Here is a 25,628-nt window from a genome sequence, read left to right as displayed (position 1 = left end):
ACGGCAACCGGGAGCAGGCCAACCGCCTCATCGAGCAGCCCCTGCAGGAGTGGGACCGCGTCAGCCAACGCGGGCCTCTGCGGGGTGAGCCAGGTCTTGGTCCGCTACTGGTCCGGAAGAGCTGGTCAGGAGCGGGATAGCTGCGGGAGGAACCCTGGCACTTACTGATCGTTTCAGAATGGGGGTTTGAGTCGTCTCAAGCAGATGATGCTGCAAGCGAGTGGGAGAAGCCCGAGGTGGAGGTCGGCGCGTATCTCGTAGCGGATGCGGAGTCGTTTGAACTGGTGTTGTGTCCTGAAACATGAAAAGGAGTTGGTTGTAGCCGCACGGAGACGGTGAGAGAATTCTTGGAATTCCTGCCGTTGCTGATCGTGTGGCTCAGACTGTGGTGGCCCGGCATCTGATGAGGCGGGTGGATCCCATTTTCCATCCGGACAGTTTCGGATACCGGCCCGGACGGTCAGCCTTGGACGCGTTGGGGAAGTGTCGGGAACGCTGCTGGAAACGGGACTGGGTGGTCGAGTTCGACATCGCCAAGTTCTTTGACAGCGTGCCCTGGGACCTCCTGGTCAAGGCGGTGGCAGCGCATACCGACGCCGTTTGGGTGAAGTTGTATGTTGATCGGTGGCTCCGCGCGCCGCTTCAACTGCCCGACGGCTCCCTGCTGGAGCGGGAGGCCGGGACACCCCAAGGGGCTCCGGTCTCTCCCGTCCTGGCGAACCTGTTCCTGCTCTACGCGTTCGACACCTGGATGGAACGGGAGTTTCCGACCGTCTGGTTCGAGCGGTATGCGGACGATGCGGTGCTGCACTGTGTCACAGAGCGTCAGGCCCGCGAGGTGCTGGCCGCGCTCACGGACAGGATGGCCGAGGTCGGACTGCAACTGCACCCGGCCAAGACCCGGATCGTGTACTGCCAGGACGGCGACCGTCAACGGGCCTTTGGGTACACGGCGTTCACGTTCTTCGGATACACCTTCCGTGCCAGGAAAAACCGGAGTCGGCACGGGAATCTGTTCCTGTCGTTCGATCCGGCGGTCAGCAAGGATGCCCTGAAGAAGATGGGGCGGGAGGTGAGGTCCTGGCACCTGCACACCCGCTCAGAACTGTCCTTCCACGAGCTCGCCCGCAGGATCAACCCTGTCGTGGCGGGATGGATCAACTACTACGGCCGCTTCCGGCCCTGGGAGTTACATCCCTTCCTGACGCGCATCAACACCTACCTGGTGCGCTGGATCCGCCAGAAGTACAAGCGGCTCGCGGCCAAGCGGAAGGCCATCGTGAAGATGCAGGAGATCGCCCAGCGATACCCCCGCATGTTTGCGCACTGGCGTTGCACCACCGCAGTCGTATCGATCTGATGATCAGGACGACAAGAGCCGTATGACGGGAGACTGTCACGTACGGATCTGTGAGAGCCGAGGGGTGAGAATCCCCTCGGCTACTCGGCGACTGTTGAGGTGAGGCGTTCCAGTGCGGTGTGGGCGGGTGGGCCCCAGGTGGGCTTGCCTCCGGGGCGGCCGTGGACGCCGGCGTCTCCGATGTGGATGCAGGCGAGGGCGCGCAGCACCGCCCAGCCGCGGGCTCGGCGTAGGGTCGCGGCGTCCGGGCTCGGCTGGTAGGTCTCGTGGAAGAGGTCGGCGGCGCCGTCCGGCAGCAGGATCCAGGCGGCGGCGAGGTCGAAGGCCGGGTCGCCGGCGAAGAGGTCGCCGAAGTCGATCACGCCGGAGAAGGTGCCGTTCGTGGTCAGGACGTTGGCCGGATGCAGGTCGCCGTGCAGCCAGAGTCTTGGGCCTGCCCAGCCCGGCGCGGCAGCGGCGTCTTCCCAGACCGCGCGGACGGCGTCCGGGTGGCGAATCAGCCCCAGTTCGGTGGCCGAGGAGAGCCCTTGGGTGAAGTGTTTGGCGGTGTCGGTCAGCGGGCCGCCGCGGTCTCGGCCTGCGGGCGCCCCGTCGGGGGCGGGGCGGTGGAGGGCGGTCAGGAAGGCGGCCAAGGCGACGGCCGCCTCCGCGGCGCGCGTAGCGGGGGCGCGGTCGGCGGGCTCGCCCGGTACCCAGGTGGTGACGAGCCAGGGCCGCGGAAACCGTGCGGAGGGCTCACCAAGGCGCTGCGGGACGGGGATCTGCAGAGGAAGGCGCGGGGCGAGGGTGGGCAGCCAGGCATGTTCCTTACGCAGCAGCGCGTCCGCGGACTGCGTCGCCCAGGGCAATCGGACGGCAAGGTCGTCGCCGAGCCGCCACACCTGGTTGTCCCAGCCGAGTGCTCCGAGCTTCAGGGGGCGCTCCGCCAGGTCGGGGTGCTGCTCGCGCAGCAGATCCCGGATCAAGTCCTCGGTGATGTCCGTCTCGGTGGCTGTCATGTGGAGCAACGGTAGTCGGGGAGGGCCTGCCGGGGCTTCGGGTGAATCCGAGTCAAGTTCCGGCGTCGAACGCACTTCGAACCTGCTCGGCTTTCTCGCAGCAACAGAGCGATGTGCTACGAGCCCCACGTCGTGGTCCACGCGCTTGGGAACGGTCAACGGTCAGTTCGCGACCGCGTTCACACCCTCGCCGTCCAGGCCATCGACCTCGGTCCGCGTCGCGGCGCTCCGGCTCTCGCAGAAGTGCGTCGAATACGCCCGGAACCTCCAGGACCCCAGAGCCGTCCGGTACCAGTGAGCTGGTCTACGGACCACTGCAGCGCGGCAGGTCACACCTCACCTGGAGCGAGGCACTCGACCTGGCCGGGAGCGTGATCGACCGCGTGGGCCTGTTCGTCCACCTGACCGCGCCCCCGCCCGTTATTCGCCAGCGGCTCCTCGCCCGGAAGGTCGAGAAGAACGAACGGCGTACGTACAGGCGCAACGAATACGGAGCGCAGATCAGGACGAGCGGCGGCTGAACGCTGCTCTCGTGGCTCACCGTGAGGGTTCTCCCATGGCGTCCCATGGCACGAGCCATGGGACGTCCCCGCCGTCTTGGCCGACGGGGTGCGCAACGTCTTCGATTCCTCGCTGCCGACACATTCCTTTCGTCTCTGTAGACCCGAGACAGGAGGACTCCTTTCCTGGGCCGAGGGTAGGCGTTCACCCACGGCGGACAGGAAAGGACTTCAAAAGACTGGAAACCCCCGCTGGGGTCATGTCAACGGACAACGTCCCGGCAATCACCAGGTCAGATGGTGCTGTGCCCTGCGGTTTCGCCTGCGCAAGTACGGTGCGGGCAAGGGCGGTTACCTGCTCCATGCTCGTCATGGCGGCCATGTTCTGGATTCGAAATTCGAATTATCGGATCGAGTTCCAGCGTGCAGTTATTGAGGCGGGATTCGCAGACGAGTCGTGGACAATCCATACACTGCGGCACTTCTTTGCCAGCAGTGTCATCGGTGGGAGGTGTCCTTGCTGGAGGTCTCCCGATGGCTGGGGCACGCCACGATTCAGATCATCGCTGGCATCTACGGTCACTCGACTCCGGACGCGGGTGCGAAAATGAGGTCCGTGATGGACGGGTGCTTGCCACGAGCAACGTGACTCGTGCTGACTCGTAGACTCGTGCTGACCCGGTGCTGAGCCGAAGCCGATGGAGAGGCAGAACATGCAGGTCGGAGCGATGTTGTGAGACTTCTGCACACCTCCGACTGGCACCTGGGGCGCTCCTTCCACCGCGTGAGCCTGCTCACCGCGCAGCACGCCTACCTCGATCATCTCGTCGAGACCGTCACCGCCCGGGACGTCGACGCCGTCCTCGTCGCCGGTGATGTGTACGACCGGGCGGTGCCGCCGCTCGCCGCCGTCGAGCTGTTCGACTCCGCCCTGCACCGCCTCGCCGCCGCGGGCGTCCCCACGATCATGATCTCGGGCAACCACGACTCCGCCCGCCGCCTGGGCGTCGGCGCCGGACTGATGGAGCGCGGCGGCGTCCACCTGCGCACCGACCCGGAGCGGTGCGGCGAACCGGTCCTGATCGACGACGCCGACGGCCCGGTCGCCTTCTACGGCCTGCCCTACCTCGAACCGGCCCTCGTCCGCGACCGCCTCGGCGCCGGGCGGGCGGCCCACACGGAGGTGCTGGGCGCCGCGATGGACCGCGTCCGCGCCGACCTCGCCGCCCGCCCCGCCGGAACGCGCTCCGTCGTCCTGGCGCACGCCTTCGTGACCGGCGGCGAGGTGAGCGACAGCGAGCGGGACCTGGCGGTCGGCGGCGTCGCATCGGTGCCCGCCGCGGTCTTCGACGGCGTCGACTACGTGGCCCTGGGACATCTGCACGGCTGCCAGACGCTCTCCGAACGGGTCCGGTACTCGGGCTCCCCGCTCGCGTACTCCTTCTCCGAGGCGGCGCACCGCAAATCGTCCTGGCTGATCGACCTCGGCGCGGACGGCGAGGTGACGGCGGAGCGCGTCGACGCCCCCGTCCCGCGTCCGCTGGCCCGCCTGCGGGGCCGCCTGGAGGCGCTGCTGGCGGATCCGGCGCTGGAGCGGCACGCGGAGCACTGGGTAGAGGCGACACTCACCGACCCGGTGCGCCCGCCGGAGCCGATGGCCCGCCTGACGGAGCGCTTCCCGCACACCCTCGCCCTCGCCTTCGACCCGGACGAGGGCCCGGTCGTCACCTTCGCCTCGTACGCCCAGCGGGTGCGGGGCCGCGACGACCAGGAGGTCGCCGAGGACTTCGTGGAGCATGTGCGCGAAGGCCGGGCGGCGGACGACGGGGAGCGGGCGGTGCTGCGCGCCGCGTTCGAAGAGGTACGGCTGCACGAAGCGACGGAAGAGGTGGCGCCGTGAGGCTGCACCGGTTGTCGGTCACGGCGTTCGGTCCGTTCGGCGGCGCGCAGACCGTCGACTTCGACCGGCTGTCGCGGGACGGCCTGTTCCTGCTGCACGGCCCCACCGGCGCGGGCAAGACCTCCGTCCTGGACGCGGTGTGCTTCGCGCTGTACGGCTCGGTGCCCGGCGTCCGGCAGGCCGGGCAGGCGCTGCGCAGCGATCTCGCCGACCCGTGGACGCCGACGGAGGTGGTGCTCGAACTGACCGTCGCCGGACGCCGGTTGGAGATCACCCGGCTGCCCGAGCAGACGCGCCCGAAGAAGCGCGGTACGGGCACGACGCGGGAGAAGGCACAGAGCCGGCTGCGGGAGTACGCGCCCGGGCCCGGCGAGGGCGGCCGGTGGAAGGCGCTGAGCCGGTCGCACCAGGAGATCGGCGAGGAGATCGGCGGGCTGCTCGGCCTGAACAAGGAGCAGTTCTGCCAGGTCGTGCTGTTGCCGCAGGGCGACTTCGCGCGGTTCCTGCGGGCCGACGCGGAGTCCCGGGCACGGCTGCTGGGCCGGCTCTTCGACACCCGCCGCTTCGCCGCCGTCGAGGAGCGGCTCGCGGCCCGGCGGAAGGCGGCGGCCGAGCGGGTCCGCGGCGGCGACGAACGACTGCTGGCGCTCGCGCACCGCGCGGCGGAGGCGGCCGGGGAGTGCCCGGATCTCGCGGCGCTGCCCGCGCTGCCGGCCGGTTCCGCGGCAGGCATCATCCCGGCCGCGCGGAAGCCGGGCGCCGCGGGCCGCCGCCCGGCTGCGGAGACGGTTCCGGACGCCCCGGGCGTGGGCGAGCCCGGGTTCGCCGCCTCCGTCCTCGTACGGATGGCCGTGGCGCGGGTCGCGGCACGGGAGCGGCTGGCCGTGGCCACCTGCGCGGAGCGGTCCGCCGGGGAGGCGGAGCGGGCGGCCGCCCTGGCGTGGGAGGAGGCGCAGGAGCGCGACCGGGTACGGCGTCGCCTCGCCGAGGCCCGGGACCGTGCCGCCCGCCTGGCGGGGACGGCCGCGACGGACGCCCGGGACCGTGAGCGGCTGGCGGCGGCGGGCCGGGCCGCCGAGGTGGCGCCGACGCTGGCGTGGTGCGCGACGGCCCGCCGGGAGGCCGAGGCCGCCGACGCCACGGAGCGCGCCCGCCGCGCCGAGCTGCCCGCCTCCCTCGCCGGTGCGGAGCCGGACCACCTCGCCGCACGGGAACACGCGGAGCGCGAACAGCTCGGCGCACTGGCCGCGGCCCGGCGCGCGGAGGAGCGTGTCGCCGCGCTGGCCGCCGAACGGGAGGCATCGGAGCGCGAGGGCGCCGCCGACGAGGACGCCGTGGCGGAGTGCGCGGAATGGCTCGACGGATGGGACGCGCGGCGCCGCGCCCTTCAGGAACGGGTGGAGAGCGCCCAGGAGGCCGTGGGGCGCGCGGAGGCGCTGGAGGCGGCGGTGGCCACGGCGCGGGAGCGCGCGGCGGCGTCCCGGCGCCGGGACGAGCTGGCGGCCCGCCTGGAGCGGCTGCGCGGTGAGTCCCTGGCCGCACGGGAGCGGTCCGCCGCGGCACATGAGCGGTGGCTGGAGCTGAAGGACCGGCGGCTGCGGGGCGTCGCCGCCGAGCTGGCCGCCGCACTGCGCGACGGCGCGCCGTGCGCGGTCTGCGGCGCGACGGCACACCCGGATCCCGCACAGCCGGGGGAGGGGCACGTCGGCCGCGCCGAGGAGGAGGCGGCGCTCGCCGCGTACCAGGAGCGGGAGGACGCGTACCGGGCGGCGGAGGGCCGGGTGCGGGAGGTCCACGGCGAACTGTCCGCCGCCACCGCCGCGGCCGGGGACGCCCCGGCCGCCGAACGCGCCGCCCGCGCCGAGGAGTTGGCCGCCGAGTACGCCGAGGTGCGGACGGTGGCGGCCGGGGTGCGGGCCGCGCGGGAGGCGCTGACGGCCGCGGAACGCGAGGCGGAGCGGCGGCGCACGGAGCGGCAGGACGCCGAGCGCCGCATCGCGGCCCGCCTCTCCCGGCGGGAGGCGCTGGAGGCGGAGCGGGCCGCGCTCCGCGAGGAGGTGGCGCGGGCCCGCGGGGAGTGCGCGAGCGTCGCGGAGCGGGCCCGGCGCGGCGAGCGGCGGGCGGCGATGCTGGCCGCCGTGGTGGACGCGGCGGGCGCCGCCCGCACGGCGGACCGGCGGCTGCGGGAGGCCGAGGAGGCGCGGGCCGAGGCCGTCGCATCGGCGGGGTTCGCGGACGTGGCGGAGGCGGTGGCCGCGCAGCTGCCGGATGCGGTACGGCGGGAGCTGGCCGAACGGGTCGCCCACCGGGAGGCAGAAGCGGCGGCGGCGGAACGCGAGCTGGCCGACGCCGAAGCGGCAGCCGCCGTGGCGACGGGCGCGGAGGTGGACCCGGCCGCCGCGCGCCGCTCCGTGGAGGCCGCCGGGCGGCGGCTGCGCGAGGCGGCCGCGGTCCGCACGGGAGCACAGGAGCGCTGCGCGGCGCTGGACCGGCTGTCGCACCGGGCGACCGCGGAGGCCCGCCAACTAGCCCCGCTGTACGCCGAGTTCGGCGTGGTCGGCGGCGTCGCGTCGCTGGTGGCGGGCGTCTCCGGGGAGAACGTACGCCGGATGCGGCTGGAGTCGTACGTCCTGGCCGCCCGCCTGGAACAGGTCGCGGTGGTGGCGGGGGAGCGGCTGCAGCGGATGTCGGGCGGCCGCTACACCCTGGTGCACACGGACGCGCGCAGTGCCGGGTCGCGCCGCTCCGGCCTGGGACTGCGCGTGATCGACGCCTGGACGGGACGCGAGCGGGACACCTCCAGCCTGTCGGGCGGGGAGACGTTCTACGCCTCGCTCGCCCTGGCGCTGGGCCTCGCCGACGTGGTGACGGACGAGGCGGGCGGCACCCGCCTGGACACCCTCTTCATCGACGAGGGCTTCGGCAGCCTCGACGAACAGAGCCTGGACGAGGTGCTGGACGTACTGGACGGGCTGCGGGAACGGGACCGCAGTGTCGGCATCGTCAGCCATGTCGCGGATCTGAAGGGCCGCATCCCGGCTCAGCTGGAGGTCCTGAAGGACCGGTCGGGGTCGGCGGTGCGGCATAGGGGTGTGGGCGGGTAGGGCGGGCCGTCCGGAGAACGGGGTGCGCGGGAACGTCGCGGACCCCTGCCGGCGTGCGAGGTCGCGCCGGTACCAGGTGCCCGGCTTGCCGCCGAGGTCGGCCGGGTCCGGCGGGGCCGGCCGTGAGGAAACCGGCCTTGGCCAGCACCTTCCGGGACGCGGCATTCCCGTGGGCGGTGGCCGCCCTGAGGGTGCCCGGCCCGTACCGCTCCGCCGCCAGGTCGCACAGCTCCCGGACGGTCGCGGTCGCCGCACCGTGCCCGGCGACGTGCCGTGCGACCCGGTAGCCGAGTTCCGCGGTGCCGTGCTCCCCGACCGGCGGTCGTTGCCGCTGCTCGTCGGCGCGGGGCTGAGGTCCGCTCCCCCTACCCTCCCCGCCCGGCGTGTTCGCCCGCGCCGTTGAGGGGGGAGGCTCCCCGACGGTCTCGGAAACCCGCAGCGGTTTCGCGATCCGAGGCGCGTAAGTGCCAGGAACCCGGCGTATTCGGTGAGTGGGGGAGGCTGTCGATGAGGGTGAAGTTGCTCGGTACCGCCGCGGGCGGGGGGTTCCCGCAGTGGAACTGCGGGTGCGCGCTGTGTGCCCGGTGCCGCCGTGGCGAGCTGCCGTCCCGGTTCCAGGACTCCGTCGCCGTCAGCGGCAACGGCCGTGACTGGTGGCTGCTGAACGCCTCGCCGGACATCCGGGTCCAGCTGGAGGCGACGTCCGCGCTGGCCGCGGGCCCGGGGCCGCGGGACACCCCGGTGCGCGGCGTCCTGCTGACCGACGCGGAGGCCGACCACACCCTCGGCCTGGCGGTGCTGCGCGGCGGCGCGGACCTGACGGTGTACGCGGCGCCGCCCGTCCACGAGGCGCTTTCCACGGCGCTGCCGCTGCGGGGCCTGCTGGACCGCTACGCGCCCTGGCGGTGGCAGGACACCGACCCCCTGACCACGCAAGGCTCCACCGACCGGACGGCCGCCGCCTCCGCCCCGTTCACGCTGTCCGGGGGCCTCACCGCCACCCTGCACCCGGTCGGGACGAAGGCCCCGAAGTATGTCGCGGCGCCCGCCACCGATGTCCCCTGGGCGAGCGCGGTACGGATCGAGGACCCGGCGACCGGCGGGGCGCTGCTCTACGCGCCCTGCCTGGCCACCTGGCCCGACGGCTTCGACGACCTCCTCGCGTCGGTGACCTGCGCCCTCGTCGACGGGACGTTCTTCAGCGCGGAGGAGCTGGGGCAGGCGGTACGGTCGCCGGACGCCGGGCAGTCCCTGATGGGCCACCTCCCGGTGAGCGGCCCCGGCGGCACCCTCACCCGCCTCGCCCGCCACCCGGACCTACGCCGCCTCTACACACACTTCAACAACACCAATCCGCTTCTGGATCCGTCGTCCGATGCCGCAGATGAGGTGCGGCGCGCGGGGGTGGAGGTCCCGGAGGACGGGAGGGAGCTGACGGTGTGAGGGAAGGGGACAGGGCCGGGCGCCCGGCGGCCCAGGTGCACCGCATGGACCGGGCCCCGTCCCCCTGGACTCGTCCTACGAATCAGCCCCTACGCCGAGAACGGCGGCCGCGCGCCCGACCACGGCGCCGCCTCTTCGAGCTGGGAGGCCAAACGGATCAGCACGTCCTCCCGCCCGTAGGCCGCGACCAGTTGGACGCCGATCGGCAGGCCCTCGGCGTTGCGGTACAGGGGCAGGGAGACGGCGGGCTGGCCGGTGAGGTTGAAGGGCAGGGTGAAGGCGATGCCCTCGGTGACGCCCGCCACCAGGTCCATCGGCTCCTGCGCCGTCGGCGCGAGCTGTCCCAGCGGCCGCGGCGGCGTGGACACCGTCGGTGTGAGCAGGACGTCCACGTCGTCCTCCCAGAGCGCGGCCACACCGCGGGCCCAGCGCTGCCACGTCTGGAGGCCGGCGAGCCACTGCGCGGCCGTGACCGAGCGGCCCGCCTCCGCGAGCGCCCCGTTCATCGGCTCCAGGTCGCCGGGTTCGAGCCGCTCGCCGATCCGCTCCGACCAGTACGCCAACTCCCAGGTGACGATGGCGGCGAACAGGTTCGGCAGCGCCTCGAAGAGGGCGGGGGAGTCGAGGGCGGGCGCCGGTTCCGGGGCGACGCGGTGGCCGAGCGCGTCGAGCAGGTGCGCGGTGTGCTCGACCGCCGCCACACAGTCCGCATGGGCCGGGGCGGACGCGCCCGGCGGCGCCGTACGGAACCCGATGCGCAGGGCGCCGGGGTCGGCGCCCACCTCCGCGCGGTAGGGCCGCGCCGGAGCGGGGGCGGTGTACGGGTCACCGGGCGCCATCCCGGCGGTGGCGTCCAGGACCGCCGCGGTGTCGCGGACCGACCGGGTCAGAACGTGTTCATGCGTCCCCGGCCCCCAGTACTCGCCGAACTCCGGCCCCAGTGAGGTCCGGGCCCGGGTGGGCTTGAGGCCGACGAGCCCGCAGGCGCTCGCCGGTATCCGGATCGAACCGGCCATGTCGTTGCCGTGCGCCACCGGGACCATGCCCGCGGCGACCGCCGCCGCCGAACCGCCGCTCGAACCGCCCGGGGAGCGGGTCAGGTCCCACGGGTTACGGGTCGGGCCGTACGCCAGCGGCTCCGTGGTCACGCTGGTGGCCAGCTCCGGGACGTTGGTCCGGCCGCAGATGACGAATCCGGCGGACCGGAACCGCTTCGTCAGCGTCGCGTCCTCCGGGGCGCGCCAGCCGCGGTCGCGCAACGCGCGCATACCGCTGTGGGCCGGATCGCCGGCGGAGTGGCACAGGGCGTCCTTCAGCAGCAGGGGCACCCCGCGGAACGGGCCGTCCGGCAGCTCGGCCGCGCCCGCCGTGGCGAGGGCCTTCTCGAACAGGGGCGTGATCACCGCGTTGAGCTTGCCGTTGAGCCGCTCGATCCGGGCGATCGCCGCCTCGACCAGCTCGGTCGGCGACAGCACACCTCGGCGGACCAGATCGGCCTGTGCCGTCGCATCCAGCCAGGCGAGTTCTTCGTCCGGTGCCGGCGTCCCGTCCGGTATGCGCCGGTCGCCCCGAGTCTGACCATCTGTCATCTCTGCCTCTTCTCCTCGCGGTTGTGCCGCCGCTCACCGTAGGGGCGCGGAGATCGTGTATGTCGCGCCGGGCGCGCGCGGAGGTGCGCTTCACGTCACCCTCCTCAACCCGAGGGAATTCCGTGAATCGACGGCCTTCCGGGGCCCGGGAAAGGAGAGTGCATTCCGGTGCGTGGGGTGAGGGACGTGCCGAGCGGTGCGTCCGGGGAGAATTCCGGGAGAAGGATATAAAAATATTCTCGGGTTTTTCCGGAGGTGTGTCCGCCAGATTGTTACGGGGCATTACCGGAGCCAGGGTAATTCTTTATCCGTGACTCGCGGGTTTCGGTCGATTCGCGCCAACTTGATTCGCCGCCGAAGCGCCGAGCGGGTGTTGCTGCGTCTGCCGCATTGTACTCTTTGTGTCTTTTGAGGCCCGCGGCAGTGCCCGATAAATAGCATTTACATGCTTTCTGTGTGGGTGTGGTGAAGGTTCATGTCCCCTCTGGGGCGCCGCGTGGAGGAGAGGGAGATCCGCAGGTGGCGGACGCCTCCCGGGGAATTGCGCGGGACGGGGAGCCGGATATTCCGATGCGGGACGGTGATCCTTTTCCGTTCGCCGCGGGCCGGTGCTTTTTGTGGCCTGCACCCGGCTGGTTCGGGGGAGAGGGCGGTTCTACGTTCTTCAACGATCCCTTCGGTGGGGACGGGAAATGGGGGAGCTGTGCGGGAGAAAAGCGAGCGGTACGCGGACGACGCCGAAGGCGGCCGTCCGGATTCCCCGGGCGCCGCCACGCACCGATGAACCGCGGGTGCGCACCCCCTGACCCGCCATCGCCCCTCCGGCCCGACCACCACCGCACCTCGCCCGCGCGTACGGGCACGACGCGTCCAAGGAGTTCACGTGGGGAGAGAAGAACCGACCGGAACCACGCCCGGCCACCCGGACGGTGCCGCCGCACCGGCCACCACAGCCACCACGAACGGGACCGAGCCGACGGCCACCACGGACGGATCCGCACGGACTGCCGTGGCGAACGGATCCGCGCCGGCCGCCACCCCGGACGGGCCCGCCCCGGCGCCCGGCCCGCCCCCCGTCCTAGAGACCGTCCTCGCCGCCATCCTCGCCGAGGTCCTGCACGCCGAACGGGTCCCCGCCGACAGTCACTTCTTCGACGACCTCGGGGCCGACTCCCTGGTGATGGCGCACTTCTGCGCACGCGTCAGAAAACGCGGGGAGCTGCCCGCGGTCTCGATGAGAGACATCTACCGGCACCCGACCATCGCCGCCCTGGCGACGGCCTGCGCCGACGCCACCCCCGAGAACGAGGCCGCCCCCGAGCCCGGCACCCCCGCCGAACCCGAGGCCCCCGCCGGGCCACCGCCCGCGCACCCCACCGCGCGCTACCTCGCCTGCGGCGCCGCGCAACTGGCCTTCTTCCTCGGCTACTCCTGCCTCATCGCGTTCGCCACCACCCGCGGCTACACCTGGGTCTCCCACGCCTCGTCACTCCCGGCGCTCTACGGCCGGGCGGTCGTCTTCGGCAGCGCCGAGTTCACCGGCCTCTGCGCCTTCCCCGTCCTGATCAAATGGCTGCTCATCGGGGAGTGGACGGCCCGCGACTTCCCCGTCTGGGGCGTCACCTATCTGCGCTTGTGGATCGTCAAGGTGCTGGTGCACGCCAACCCCGTGGTGCTCTTCGTCGGCAGCCCGCTCTACGTCCTCTACCTGCGGGCACTCGGCGCGAAGATCGGCCGGCACGTCACCATCCTGTCCCGCACCGTCCCCGTCTGCACCGACCTGCTCACCATCGGCGCCGGATCCGTGATCCGTAAGGATTGCTTCTTCCTCTGCTACCGGGCCCACGCCGGACGCATCCGCACCGGCTCCGTCACCCTCGGCCGGGACACCTTCGTCGGCGAACGCACCGTCCTGGACATCGACACCGCCATGGGCGACGGCGCCCAGCTCGGCCACACCTCCACCCTCCGGCGCGGCGACGCCGTCCCCGCGGGCGAGCGCTGGCACGGCTCCCCGGCCCGCCCCACGGACGTGAACTACGTACGCGTCGCCCCGAAGCGCTGCGGGACGCTGCGGCGGGCCGCCTTCGGCGCGGTGGACCTCGCCAGGACCCTGCTCATCGGCATCCCGCTGCCCCTCTCGCTCCTCGCCCTGCTGTGGACCGGCGTACCGGTCCTCGGCGGCCACGGCGAACTCGACGAACAGCCCCTGACCTCCGCGGTGTTCCACCTCAACGCGCTGCTGCTGTCCGGGACGCTCTTCTTCGGGGCGGTCACCCTGGGGCTGGGCGTGCTCTTCACCGTCCCCCGCCTGCTGCGCCGGGCGATCGAACCGGGCACGGTCTACCCGCTGTACGGCCTCCGCTACGGCACCCACCGCACCATCGCCCGCCTGACCAACCTCAAATTCTTCATCCAGCTCTTCGGCGACAGCAGCTATATCGTCCCCTACCTGCAACGACTGGGGTACGACCTCTCCCGCGTCGAACAGACCGGCTCCAACTTCGGCAGCCTCGTCCAGCACGACTCGCCGTTCCTCAGCTCCATCGGCAGCGGCACGATGATCGCCGACGGACTCTCGCTCCTCAACGCCGAGTTCTCCGGCTCGTCCTTCCGCGTCACCCGCACCGCGATCGGACGGCGCAACTTCCTCGGCAACTTCATCGCCTACCCCTCCGGCGGCCGCACCGGCGACAACTGCCTCCTGGCGACGAAGGTGATGGTCCCGCTCGACGGCGAGCTCCGCACCGGCGTGGGACTCCTCGGCTCCCCCAGCTTCGAGATCCCGCGCACCGTCGAGCGCGATGCCCGCTTCGACCACCTCCGCACCGGCGACACCCTCCGCGACCGCCTCGCGGCGAAGAACCGCTACAACCTCCGCACCATCGCCCTCTTCCTGCTCATCCGCTGGGCCCACTTCCACGGCATCATCCTGCTGAGCCTCGTGACCACCGGGCGCGACGACGCGATCGGCACCCTGCTGGAAGCCGGATTCCTGATCGGCGTCATGACGTACACCGCCGTCTACTACGCCCTCGTGGAACGGTGCCTGATCCGTTTCCGGCCCCTGCGGCCCCAGGTGTTCTCCATCTACGAACGGGACTTCTGGCACCAGGAACGCCTGTGGAAGGTGCCCGAGACCCACTTCAACGCGTTCAACGGCACCCCCTTCAAGAACGTCCTGTGGCGGCTGCTCGGCGTCCGGATGGGCCGCCGGGTCTTCGACGACGGCTGCTTCCTCACCGAACGCACCCTGACCACCATCGGCGACGACTGCACCCTGAACGCCGGAAGCAAGATCCAGTGTCACTCCCAGGAGGACGGCACCTTCAAGTCCGCCCACAGCACCCTCGCCGCCGACTGCACCCTCGGCGTCGGCGCCCTCGTCCACTACGGCGTGACGATGGGCCGAGGCGCGGTGCTCGGCGCCGACTCCTTCCTGATGAAGGGCGAGGACGTCCCCGCACACGCCCACTGGGCCGGCAACCCGGCAGCCCCGGCGGACCCCAGCCGCCAGCCGTCCCCGACGCCGCCCCGGCCCCGCGACCCCGGCGCCACCGCCCCGGAACACGCGCCGAGCTGACCCGCCGAGAGCCGGCCCACCACCCGACGACGCCGTACGAGCTGCAGCCCCGCCGCGCCCCGCCCACCCAGCAGGAAGGATTCCTGATGACAAAACCGACCGACAACGACCGGGAGTACTGGCGCACCGTCCTGACCGACGCAGGATTCACCCCGGTCCCACGGTGGGCCCCCCACCCCGTGCCCGGCGTCGACACCCATGAACTCCCGCTGTCCGGCGAGCTGATGGACCGGCTCGACCGCTGGGGCGGCGAGCACGGCGTCCCCCGCGAAGCGATCCTGCTCGCCGCGCACACCGGAGTGCTCGCCGCCCTCTCCGGGGAACGGCAGGTCACCACCGGCTGCACTGTCGCCGCCACCGGCCCCGCACTGCCCTGCCGCCTCTCCGCCGCACCCGACACTTGGCGCGAACTGGCCCAGGAGGCCGCCCGCGTCCTCGCCGACCTCACCGCGCACCGCCGCTGCGCGGTGCCCCGCCTCGCCGCCGAACTCGGCCTGGACACCGTACTGTTCGAAGCCGAACTCGACCCGTACGGCCACGGCGGGGACCCGCTCGGCACCAGCGTGCTGCGGCTGTCCGTGACCCGCCACGGCGCGGGCGCGCGACTGCGGACGCGCCACCGGACCGACGCGCTGGACGCGGCGAGCGCCGCCCGGATCGCCGGATACCACCGCACCGCCCTCACCCACTTCGCCGCCGACCCCGACGCCCCCTACGGACGCCTCAGCCTGCTCTCCGACACCGAACGCCGCTTCCAGCTGGACGAGCTGGCCGGGCCGCGCCGCGCCCTGCCCGACCGCCGCTTCCACGAACTCTTCGAGGAACGCGTCCGCACCCACCCGGACGCCGTCGCCGCCGTCCACGGCGGCCGGCACCTCACCTACCGGGAACTCAACGACCGCGCCAACCGCCTCGGCCACGCCCTCCTGGCACAGGGCCTGACCCGCGAGGGCGTGGTCGCCGTCGTCACCGAACGCACCCTCGACTGGATGGCCGCCGTCCTGGCCGTGTTCAAGGCGGGCGGCGTGTACCTGCCCGTCGAACCGCACTTCCCGCCCGACCGCATCGCCGCCATGCTCACCCGCGCCGGATGCGGCCTCGCCCTGACCGAACCCGGCAGCACCACCACCCTGGACCAGGCCCTCGCCGCCCTCCCCGCGGTCCGCACCCTCCGCATCGACACCGCCCTCGCCGCCGGTCACCCCACCGACGACCCCGGCGTACGGGTCGCCGCCGACCAACTCGCCTACATCTACTTCACCAGCGGCTCCACCGGCGAGCCCAAGGGCGCGATGTGCGAACACGCAGGGTTCCTGAATCATCTCCACGCCAAGATCGCCGACCTGGGCATCGCCGAGGGCCACACCGTCGCGCAGACCGCACCCCAGTGCTTCGACATCTCCCTGTGGCAACTGGTCGCCGCCCTGCTGGCCGGCGGCCGCACCCACCTCGTCGAACAGCGGGTGATCCTGGACGTGGAACGCTTCGTCGACACCCTCGCCACCGCCCGCGTCACCGTGCTGCAAGTCGTCCCGTCCTACCTCGAAGCCGTCCTCACCCACCTGGAACGCAACCCCCGCCCGCTCCCGGACCTGCGATGCGTCTCGGTCACCGGGGAGGCGCTGAAGAAGGCACTGGTCCAGCGCTGGTTCGCCGCCCGCCCCGGCATCCGGCTCGTCAACGCCTACGGGTTGACGGAGACCTCCGACGACACCAATCACGAGGTCATGGACCGGGCCCCGGACGGCGACCGGATCCCGCTCGGCCCGTGCGTCCCCAACGCCCGCGTCTACGTCACCGACGAGCACCTGGAACCGGTACCGCTCGGCGCCCCCGGCCAGATCGTCTTCTCCGGCGTCTGCGTCGGCCGCGGCTACGTCAACGACCCCGAACGCACCCGGCTGGCCTTCGGCGACGACCCGCACCGGCCGGGCCAACGGCTCTACCAGGGCGGTGACTTCGGCCGGTGGCTCCCGGGCGGCAAGCTGGAATTCCTCGGCCGCCGCGACGCCCAGGTGAAGATCCGCGGGTTCCGCATCGAGATCGGCGAGATCGAGAACGCGCTGCTCCGCGTCGACGGCGTACGCGACGGAGCCGTCGTGGTGGGCGGCGACGACGGCCGCGGCACCCACCTGGTGGCGTTCTACAGCGGCCCGCGCCCCCTGGAGACCGACGTCCTGCGCGCGCGGCTGGGGGAGTCGCTGCCCGCGTACATGATGCCGACCGCCTTCCACTGGCACGCCCGGCTGCCGCTCACCGGCAACGGCAAGATCGACAAGCGGACCCTCGCCGCGCGCGCCGCCCGCCCCGCGCCCCCGGAGGAGCGGCACCGTCCGCCGCGTACCCCCGCCGAACGGCGCCTGGCCCGGGCCTGGTCCGACGTCCTGGGCGTCCCCGAGGAGACCGTCGGGCGGCACGACCACTTCTTCGACCGCGGCGGTACCTCGCTGGCGGCGGTGAAACTCGTGATCGCCCTCGACCGGGCCGTCTCCCTCAAGGACCTCACGCGCCGCCCCGTCCTCGCCGACCTGGCCGCCCTGCTCGACGACGACCGGGCCCCCGACCCCGGACTGCTGCACACCCTCGCCGCACCGGCGGACGCGCCCCGCGGCCACCTGGTGGGCTTCCCCGGCGCGGGCAGCAACGCCCTCGGCTTCCGCCCGCTCGCCGAGGCGCTGCGCACGGCCGGGTTCGCCGTCCACGCCGTCGAACTGCCCGGCCACGACCCGGCCGACCGCACCCCCCTCGTGCCTCTGGAACGGGTGGCCGAGGCAACCGCCGACGAGATCACCCGGCGCGGGATGACCGGAGTCGTCCTGTGGGGCCACTCCGCCGGTGCGGCGCTCGCCGTCGCCACCGCCCGGCTCCTCCAGGACCGCGGCGCGCCCGCCCACCATGTCTTCATCGGGGCACGGTTGCTGGCGGAGGCGAGCGAGGGGTCGGTGGCGCCCGGCGATACGGCGGAGGGGCGCGGCGATCCGGGGGAGGGGCGCGGGGGCCCCGGCGATACGGGGGAGGGGCGCGCGGCCTCCGGAAGCTCGGCCGAAGGGGCTGCCACCGGCCTGGCCGCCGACGGTACGACGGGCCTCGGCGCCGCCCGAACTGCCGCTGGCGGTGCGGCACTTACCGCGGCCCGAGCCACCGACGGCACGACGGCCCCCACCGCCGCCCCCGCCACCGGTGGCGGGGCGGGCCTTGCCACCGCCTCCGCCGCCCGCGCCACATCCCCCGCCGGCGCCCCACCCACGGACACGGCCACACCCCCGCCCCCTCCCGGCGACATCCCGGCCCCCGCCCTCCCCGACGACGTACACGCAGCCCGCGCCGCCGCCCAGCGGCACGACAGCGCGGCGGCCCACCGCTACCTCGCCGCCGCACTGGACCAGGACGGTCCGGGGCCCGCCCGGCTGACCGCGCCGCTCACCCTGGTGCTCGCCGACGACGACCCGCTCACCCGCACCACCGGTCAGCCGCACCACGCCTGGCGACGTCTGGCCACCGACGTCACCCTCCACCGGCTGCCGGACGGCGGCCACCACTTCCACCACACCCGCCCCGCCGCGACCGCCCGGGCCGTACTCGACGGCGTGGCCACGCCACCCGCCTGAACCCACGACCGACGCCCGAGCCGTCACCCACCTGATCGGCATCGCCCGCCCCCACCGAGTCCTCAGGCCACCAACCCATCAGGCCACCCCGCCACCAAGCAGTCCGCCATCCGTCACACGGCACCCGTCACGGAAAGAGGCCCCATGGCATCGCCCCCTTCACCGCCCCTGCCCGTCCCTCTCCTCCGGCCCGACCGGCCACCGGTCCTCCTCGTCGAGCCCGGCGGCGACCCGGCGCGCTGGGCGGCCCGCCACCGGGACGCCCTGCGCGCCCTCGTCACCGAACACGGCGCCCTCCTCGTCCGCGGCCTCGGGCTGCGCGACGCCGCCGGGACCGCCGCGGTCTTCGCCGCCCTCTCCGACGACCTGATGGCCGAGACCGAGAGCTTCGCGCCCCGCCGGGCCCGCGCCACCGGCACGTACACCACCACCCCGTGGCCACCCAACCAGCAGATGTGCCCGCACCACGAGCTGAGCTACGCCATGGAGTTCCCCGGCCTGATGTTCTTCGCCTGCCTGAGGGCGCCCGACGACGGCGGGGCGACGGCGGTGGCGGACGCGTCCGCCGTCCTCGACGCGCTGCCCCGGCGGCTGGTCCGGCGGTTCGCCCGGCAGGGCTGGCTGCTGACCCGTACCTACAACGGTGAGATCGGCGCCTCCGTCGCCGAAGCCTTCGGCACCGACGACCGCGCCGCCGTCGAACACCACTGCCGCACCCACGCCATCGCCTACCGCTGGCAGCCGGACGGCACCCTCTGCACCCGCCAGCGCCGCAGCGCCGTGGTCCGCCACCCGGCCACCGGCCGACGCTGCTGGTTCAATCAGGTTGCCTTCCTGAACGAATGGACGCTCGCCCCCGACATCCGCGCGTACCTGGTGGACAGCTACGGCCCCGACGGCCTGCCGTTCAACACCCGCTACGGCAACGGCGACCCCCTCGAACCGGAGACCGTCGAGCTGCTCAACGGCGTCTACCAGGCCCACACCCGCCGCACACCGTGGCGCTCGGGCGACCTGCTGCTCGTCGACAACATCCGTACCGCACACGGCCGGGAACCGTTCCACGGACGCCGCGAAATCCTGGTCGCCCTCGCCGACCGGGTATCCCTGACCGACTGCTCGCCCACCATCGAGGTGACCGCCGTATGACCATCACCCCGCACCCCACCGCCCCCACGCCGTCGTTCGCGGTGATCCCCGGCAACCAGGTCCAGCGCGCCCTGACCGGACGGGCCCGAGAGATCGTCGACCTCGTCGAAGCCACCTACCGCCTGCACGGCGACGGGAACTCGGTCAACCCGCCCTCGTACTTCCTGAAGTTCCCCGACCGCCCCACCTCCCGCATCATCGCGCTGCCCGCCTCGCTCGGCGGCGGCTCCCCGGTGGACGGCATGAAGTGGATCTCCAGCTTCCCCGCCAACGTCGGCGCCGGGATCCCCCGCGCCTCCGCGGTGCTGATCCTCAACGACCACGACACCGGCTACCCGTTCGCCTGCCTGGAGAGCTCCATCATCAGCGCCACCAGGACGGCGGCATCCGCGGCGCTCGCCGCCGACCGGCTCAGCCGGGGCCGCCCCCGCCCCCGCCGCATCGGCTTCTTCGGCACCGGCCTGATCGCCCGCTACATCCACACCTACCTGGCGGAGACCGGCTGGGAGTTCGACCACATCGGGGTGCACGACCTGTCCCCAAACAGCGCGGCCGGATTCCGCCTCTACCTGGAACAGTCCGGCGCCGGACCGGTCACCGTCCACCACGGCGCCGAGGACCTGATCCGCACCAGTGACCTCGTCGTCTTCGCCACCGTCGCCGGACAGCCGCACGTCGACGACGTCTCGTGGTTCGACCACCACCCGCTGGTGCTGCACATCTCCCTGCGCGACCTCGCCCCCGAGATCGTCCTCTCCGCCGCCAACATCGTCGACGACATCGAGCACTGCCTCAAGGCGGCCACCTCCCCGCACCTCGCCGAACAGCGCACCGGCAGACGCGACTTCCTCACCGGCACCCTCGACGACGTCACGGCGGGCCGGGTGACCGTCCCCGCCGACCGCACCGTGATCTTCTCCCCCTTCGGACTGGGCGTCCTGGACCTCGCGGTGGGCCGGTACGTCTACGACGAGGTGGCCCGCGCGGGCGAACTCCGCCGCGTCGACGACTTCTTCCACGAACTGCGCCGACATGGCTGACCGGCCGGGAGCGCTGCTGCCGAGGAGGGAAGCAGCATGACGATCATCTCCGGGCCCGCGGAGTTCAACGCCGAGGACCTCTATGTCGACCTGCGGCCCATCGTGGACCACTCCCTCTTCCTCAAATGCGAGGGCTTCAACTTCGCCGGTTCCATCAAGCTCAAGGCGGCCGCCGCCATGGTCGAGGCGGCCGAACGCGACGGCACCCTCAAACCGGGCTCCGTCCTCGTCGAATCCTCGTCCGGCAACCTCGGCGCGGCCCTGAGCATCATCGCCGCCAGCAAGGGCTACGGCTTCCTGTGCGTGACCGACGCCCGCTGCAACCTCTCGGCGCGCCGGTTCATCGAGGCGATGGGCGGCCGGGTGCACATCATCGCCGAACCGGCGGCCACCGGCGGCCTGCTCGGCGCACGGATAGCCCACGTCACGGCGTTGTGCGCCGCAGACGACCGGTACGTATGGCTCAACCAGTACACCAACGCCGACAACTGGAAGGCCCACTACCGCACCACCGCACCGGGCATCGCCCACCACTTCCCGCGCCTGGACGCCCTGTTCGTCGGCGCCGGAACCACCGGCACCCTGATGGGCTGCGCCCGCTACTTCCGCGAACGCCACCCGGCGGTGAAGGTCGTCGCGGTGGACAGCGCCGGTTCGGTGACCTTCGGCGGCGAACCGGGCCGCCGCATGATCCCGGGCCTGGGCACCAGCGTCCGCCCGGCCCTGCTCGACGAGTCCTACGTGGACGAGGTGATCCACGTCGAGGAGGCCGACACCGTCCGCGCCTGCCACCGCCTGGCCCGTCGCGGCTTCCTCTTCGGCGGCTCCACCGGCACCGTCGTCAGCGGCGCCACGGCCTGGCTCGCCCGCCACGGCACCCTCCGCCTCACCGCCGTGGCCATAGCCCCTGACCTCGGCGAACGCTATCTGGACACCATCTACCAGACCAACTGGCTGCACGCCCTCTACGGCGAGGACGTCCTCGGCCCCGACCCGGTCACCCCGGACCTCGAATCGGCCTGACGCCCCGGGACGGACACCGCCCGGCCCCGGGAAACCACCCCCGGGCCCGGGCGGCGCCCCGCCTGTCCTGATCCCGCTCACTCGTCCGAGTGGAGGTCGGGGAGAGCGGGGTGGGGATCCGGAGAACGCCTGTGGCGCTCCCTCCGGGGTCGCCAGGATGAGCACATGAGACATGGTGAGGTGAGCCCGGGCCGGAGCCGGCCGGTCGTGGTGAGATACCCGGACGGCCCCGTCGAGGCCGTCATGGAGGCCGACGCGCTCGACGCGATGTCGGACGTCGACGCGATGCTGGTCCGGGGCCCGTTGTTCGGCGTCGCGGCCCAGAGCCCCGAGGACGCGCCCCGGTGGCGGGTGGTCGTCCCGGTGACGGCGAGCAGCCCCCAGGAGGCCCGCGACAGCCTCAACTCGTGGCTGTGGTTCCGGGCGAAGGACGAGGCGCAGAGCAGAGCGGAACGCCGCGCCCTGCTGGCCGGGGTCGCCCGGCTGGAGAAGGAGCCGGTCGACGAACTCACCGTCCAGGACACCCGCTACCGCGTCGTACGCGCCGAGGAGTACGCGGGCAGCGGACGCGACGGCATCGAGCAGCCCCGCGCGACCGACCCCGAGCCCGCCGTCCCCGACTGGGAGCGCAGCGTCCGCGACCGGATCGACGACAACCTGCTCCTGGACCCGGAGGAGCCGGTCACCCCTACGCAAGCCGCCGAGCGTCTGGCCCTGCGCGCGCTCGTCTACGCCGGGTCCCGCTTCCCCGAGGAGGTGTGCCACGACTCCGAGTTGATCCGCGAGAGCCACCCCGACGTGGTGCTGCTGCCGCCCGCGTTCCGGGTCGTGGAGAAGGACGACATCGGCTGGAAGACGGGCAGCGGTCTGCACGCCAGCGCGCACGAGGCCCGCAAGACCCTGGACTTCTCGCTGACCTGGTTCGCGCCACGCCAGCAGGGACTCATCCCCTGGGACCTGCCCGACCGCACCGCCGACGCCCGCGCGGTGGCCGCCGAGTGCGATGAGGCGACGGCCGGTGAACTCGCCGAGTACCTCCGCGCCGCCGACCGCCTCCGCACCGAACGCGCCAACCAGATCGAGGTACGGGGCACCGTCCACCGCATCTGCCGGGCCCGCCGCCTGCTCCGCTGGGGCCCGGACGGCCCCGAAGGACCCCGCCCGTCCGACACCGACAGCCACCTCCCCGACAAGCTTCACCCGTTCCTCGACGAGGACGGCGTCGTGCACTTCGATCACGAAGGCGACGACAGCGAGGGAGCCGACGACGTCTGACGAAGGGGTGCGGGGCGGCACCACCTCCCGGCGCCGCCCCGCCCCGCGTCACGCCTTCCGCGCGAGCCCGCCGACGATGAGCTGTTCCCAGACGGTCAGTTCGGCCTCCGCCGCCCCGGCGTGGAGCGGGTCCGACGCCACATCCGGGCGCCACAGGGAACTCGGCACGATCCCCGGCTCCAATATCTCCAGGTCGCCGAAGAGCGCCCGGATCTCCGCATCGCTACGCCACCGGCCACGGCCGAACGCCGACTGGAGCACCGCCTCCGCCTCGGCGGTCTGCGGGTTGTCGCCGCTGCGGAAGTGGGAGATGAAGAAGTAACTGCCGGAGGGCACCTGCTCCTGCCAGTAACGGACCAGGGCGCGGGGGTCCTCGTCGTCGTTGAGGTGGTGCAGGATCGCGCTGAGGACCACCGCCACCGGCCGGTCGAAGTCGATCAGTTCCACGGTGTCCGGGTGCTCCCGGATGGCCTGCGGGTCGCGGACGTCCGCCTGGAGGACACGGGTGTGCGCGTGGTCCTCCAGCAGCGCACGCCCGTGCGCCAGCACGATGGGGTCACTGTCGATGTAGACCACGCGGGCGTCGGGGACCTGGCGCTGCGCGACCTGGTGGACGTTGTCCGCGGTCGGCAGTCCGCTGCCCATGTCGATGAACTGATCGATACCGGCGAGCGCCAGCTCCCGCACGGCACGCACCAGGTTCTGCCGGTTGGCGTGCGCGATGGCCACCGAGCCCGGCATGTCGTGCTTGAACGTATCTCCTACGGCACGGTCGACGACGTAGTGGTCCTTGCCGCCGAGCAGATAGTCGTAGACCCGGGCGATGCTCGGCTTCGACTGGTCCACGCCGGAATTGCCCTCGGTCATCGCCACTCGCGTCGTGGACCCAGCCCAGCCGGGCGGTGTCGCCGACCGTCAGCCGGGCTTCTTCGGCGGCCTCGCGCCGCAGCGTGGCCTCGAGGGAGACGTCGGCGGGCTCGACCGTGCCACCGGGGAGCATCGGATAGCGCTTCTCGGGATCGACGACGACCACCACCCGGCCGTCGGGCACGAACAACCAGCCCCACACCTGGGCCACGGGCATCCCGGCCGGGACCGGGCCGGTGTGCCAGGGCCAGCTGTGCCCCGGGCGGAGCCGGGGCAGCACCCGATGGCGATCCAGCGGCGGCGCCTCTCCCACATGCCGTCCGGATGCGAGGTCCGCGGTCGTACCGGACAGCCGTGCGCGCAGCGCGGCCGCCATGATCTCGGCGTCCACGGGAATCATGCGCTCCGCGGCTTCGGCGGCGTCGAGGAACACGAAGTCCGCCAGTTCGTCGGCGGGCAGGTGCAGGGCGGCGATGTCCGGCTCGGTGAGGACGCCGCCGTCGTACACGTACCGGATGTCCCCGGGAAAGGGCAGGTCAGGGGCGACATCCGGGTGGCCCGGCGGGAGAAAATGGGTGGCCAGAAGCCTGTCGGGACGCCGTACGAGCCCCAGCTCCTCGGCCACCTCGCGGGCGGCAGCCACCGAGGGTGGGCTTCCGGGGCGGTCCGTCGCGAGAGGGCTGGGTGGCCCGGTCTCGGGAGAGGCGGCGGGGCCGGGGAGGAACTTCGCGGTTTTGAGGGCCAGTTGGTGGCGTAGGTAATCCTCGGCGTCATCGGGGCGCATCCGTTTCAGCGCGACCAGGGCGGTGATGACCACGTCCGCGACCTCGGCGTGTACCTCCTCCCAGGGGACGGTCGCCTTACGGGGGTTGGTGCCGCGCGCGCCGATCACCGCCTGGGCGGCCTCGCCGGTCTCCTCCGAGATCTTCAGCACCTGCAGCGTCCACTGCTCGACTGCGCTGAGCCCCCGCGCGGTGTCGTGCGCGGTGAACCGCCCGGCGAGCCGCCCAACGGTCGCCGCGACGGAATCGCCCACCGGCCGCTCAGCGCCCGGGAGACGTACGGCATCGGCTACCCAGGCACCCGCACCGGCACCGGCTTCGGACCTGGCCAGGGCGCCGGTGCCGGGCTCGGCCGCGTGCCGGAACACCAGCTCGCGCGTGGAGTCGGTCAGCACCAGCCGGTGGAGCACCTCTGGCGTGAACCACCGGAGCATCACGCCTTCGGCCAGCCCCACGCGGTCGGCGTCGCCGTTCCAGCGGCCCGTGTAGATCTGGACGGGTACGCACAGTCCGTCGGCGCCGGTGACCTTCTCCACGGCGAACGGTTCCAGGGCGAGCGGACCGATACCCGGTGCCTCCTCGGCCAGTTCGCGCCGGACCGTGTCGAGCAACGACCGGTCCTGCGGCTCCCGGCCACCGCCCAACAGCCCCCACGCGCCGGGCTGCCGGATGCCGGGGCGGTTGTCCCTCAGGTGCAGCAGATAGCGTCCCTCGCCGTCATGGAGAAGGGCGGAGGAGTGCACCGGCTGCGGATGGCCGTCCACGCCACCGCCGTGCAGCTTGGCCCGCAGCGTCGGCGGGCCGACCTCGTCGGAACGTCGCCACTCCACGCCGGTGACCTCTTCCTCACGCACCACGATCTCGGGGGCGGTGTCGTGGGCCAGTTGGAGGACGAAGGTGACGTCGATGTCGTAGCGGCGGTGGGCGGGTGCGGGACTCCCCGTCGCCACGGCGGCGTCGGTGCCGTGCACGCCGATGTCGATCGGTGTGCCACCCAGCTGCGGCGTCAGGCACAGGTCGCCGGGACGGAGCCCGGTCTCCTGGCCCAGCCCCCGCAGCGCGGCGGCGAGCGGCGTCGCATCGTCAGGCTCCATGGGGCCGCCCGGGAGCGACACCCGGCCGCCGTCGGACCGGCGACGGAGGTGCAGGACGCGCCGGGCCCGGTCGATGACCACGGCACTACAGGTGAGGCGGCCCGGCGGCGTCGCCTCGCTCGCCTGGGCATCCAGCGCTGCCAAGAGTCCTTTCAGCGCCGGACGTTCGTCGGGGCGGCGTGCGAGGTAGGCGTGGACGAGGGCGCGGATCGTGGATCGGGCGGGTGTCATGGCAGTACCTCATGGGGTCGAGGCGGCCGTCGGCACTGTGGCGGACGGCCGCAAGGCGGTGCGCGTGTGGCGGCGCGGGGGC

The 25,628-nt window shown here is 72.7% G+C and carries 13 protein-coding genes and 3 pseudogenes; 10 read left to right on the top strand and 6 right to left on the bottom strand.

Annotated elements, in window-relative coordinates; all coding sequences use genetic code 11:
* Positions 1-173: 173 nt before the first annotated feature.
* A pseudogene (locus tag OG422_RS00225) lies at positions 174-299 on the bottom strand (IS5/IS1182 family transposase); the annotation flags it as partial.
* A 44-nt stretch (positions 300-343) separates the two neighbouring features.
* Here OG422_RS00225 and OG422_RS00220 point away from each other — a divergent pair.
* Positions 344-1,360 (top strand): reverse transcriptase domain-containing protein, encoded by a 1,017-nt coding sequence (locus tag OG422_RS00220; RefSeq protein ID WP_405747580.1) that lies wholly within the window; start codon positions 344-346, stop codon positions 1,358-1,360.
* Positions 1,361-1,440: 80 nt separating this feature from the next.
* Here the strand turns inward: OG422_RS00220 and OG422_RS00215 are convergent, their stop codons facing one another.
* Positions 1,441-2,358 (bottom strand): aminoglycoside phosphotransferase family protein, encoded by a 918-nt coding sequence (locus OG422_RS00215; protein WP_405738228.1) that lies wholly within the window; start codon positions 2,356-2,358, stop codon positions 1,441-1,443.
* A gap of 1,233 nt (positions 2,359-3,591) precedes the next feature.
* Between OG422_RS00215 and OG422_RS00210 the strand changes: the two genes are divergently transcribed.
* Positions 3,592-4,758, top strand: coding sequence for an exonuclease SbcCD subunit D (locus tag OG422_RS00210; protein WP_405738225.1), 1,167 nt, complete (start codon positions 3,592-3,594; stop codon positions 4,756-4,758).
* Complete coding sequence (locus OG422_RS00205) at positions 4,755-7,862, top strand: AAA family ATPase (protein WP_405738223.1); 3,108 nt, start codon at positions 4,755-4,757, stop codon at positions 7,860-7,862. The genes OG422_RS00210 and OG422_RS00205 overlap by 4 nt, the downstream gene beginning before the upstream one ends.
* A 57-nt stretch (positions 7,863-7,919) precedes the next feature.
* Here the strand turns inward: OG422_RS00205 and OG422_RS00200 are convergent.
* Positions 7,920-8,172, bottom strand: a pseudogene (locus tag OG422_RS00200) (GNAT family N-acetyltransferase); the annotation flags it as partial.
* 197 nt (positions 8,173-8,369) lie between these two features.
* On the opposite strand from OG422_RS00200, the gene pqqB reads away from it, so the two are divergent.
* Complete coding sequence (pqqB, locus tag OG422_RS00195) at positions 8,370-9,305, top strand: pyrroloquinoline quinone biosynthesis protein PqqB (protein ID WP_405738220.1); 936 nt, start codon at positions 8,370-8,372, stop codon at positions 9,303-9,305.
* An 89-nt stretch (positions 9,306-9,394) separates the two neighbouring features.
* Here the strand turns inward: pqqB and OG422_RS00190 are convergent, their stop codons facing one another.
* Positions 9,395-10,894 carry an amidase gene (locus OG422_RS00190; protein WP_405738217.1) on the bottom strand — a complete coding sequence of 500 codons (1,500 nt, stop codon included), beginning with the start codon at positions 10,892-10,894 and terminating at the stop codon, positions 9,395-9,397.
* A gap of 1,009 nt (positions 10,895-11,903) precedes the next feature.
* Between OG422_RS00190 and OG422_RS00185 the strand changes: the two genes are divergently transcribed.
* From OG422_RS00185 to OG422_RS00160, 6 genes are all read left to right on the top strand, one after another.
* On the top strand, positions 11,904-14,477 hold the full coding sequence (locus tag OG422_RS00185; protein WP_405747579.1) for a Pls/PosA family non-ribosomal peptide synthetase: 2,574 nt from the start codon (positions 11,904-11,906) through the stop codon (positions 14,475-14,477).
* A gap of 86 nt (positions 14,478-14,563) precedes the next feature.
* On the top strand, positions 14,564-18,085 hold the full coding sequence (locus tag OG422_RS00180; protein WP_405738214.1) for an amino acid adenylation domain-containing protein: 3,522 nt from the start codon (positions 14,564-14,566) through the stop codon (positions 18,083-18,085).
* Positions 18,086-18,229: 144 nt separating this feature from the next.
* Entirely contained in the window at positions 18,230-19,234 is a 1,005-nt protein-coding gene (locus OG422_RS00175; RefSeq protein ID WP_405738211.1) for a TauD/TfdA family dioxygenase, read from the top strand.
* A complete protein-coding gene (gene sbnB, locus OG422_RS00170) occupies positions 19,231-20,274 on the top strand; it encodes a 2,3-diaminopropionate biosynthesis protein SbnB (RefSeq protein WP_405738208.1) in 1,044 nt (347 codons plus the stop codon). Before OG422_RS00175 ends, sbnB begins: the two co-directional genes overlap by 4 nt.
* Positions 20,275-20,310: 36 nt before the next feature.
* Positions 20,311-21,297, top strand: a complete 987-nt coding sequence (gene sbnA / locus OG422_RS00165) for a 2,3-diaminopropionate biosynthesis protein SbnA (RefSeq protein WP_143942804.1) — start codon at positions 20,311-20,313, stop codon at positions 21,295-21,297.
* 207 nt (positions 21,298-21,504) lie between these two features.
* On the top strand, positions 21,505-22,572 hold the full coding sequence (locus OG422_RS00160) for a DUF5954 family protein (RefSeq protein WP_405738205.1): 1,068 nt from the start codon (positions 21,505-21,507) through the stop codon (positions 22,570-22,572).
* A gap of 48 nt (positions 22,573-22,620) precedes the next feature.
* Here OG422_RS00160 and OG422_RS00155 read toward each other — a convergent pair whose 3' ends face one another.
* Positions 22,621-23,439, bottom strand: a complete 819-nt coding sequence (locus OG422_RS00155; RefSeq protein ID WP_405738202.1) for an SAM-dependent methyltransferase — start codon at positions 23,437-23,439, stop codon at positions 22,621-22,623.
* 40 nt (positions 23,440-23,479) lie between these two features.
* Positions 23,480-25,546: pseudogene (locus OG422_RS00150) on the bottom strand (NUDIX domain-containing protein); the annotation flags it as partial.
* Positions 25,547-25,628 lie beyond the last annotated feature (82 nt).

Origin of the sequence: Streptomyces sp. NBC_01525, assembly GCF_045040405.1 — a bacterium.
Lineage (GTDB): Bacteria > Actinomycetota > Actinomycetes > Streptomycetales > Streptomycetaceae > Streptomyces > Streptomyces benahoarensis.
Note: the sequence above shows the minus strand (reverse complement) of the source record. Positions and strands in the feature narration are given on the sequence as shown.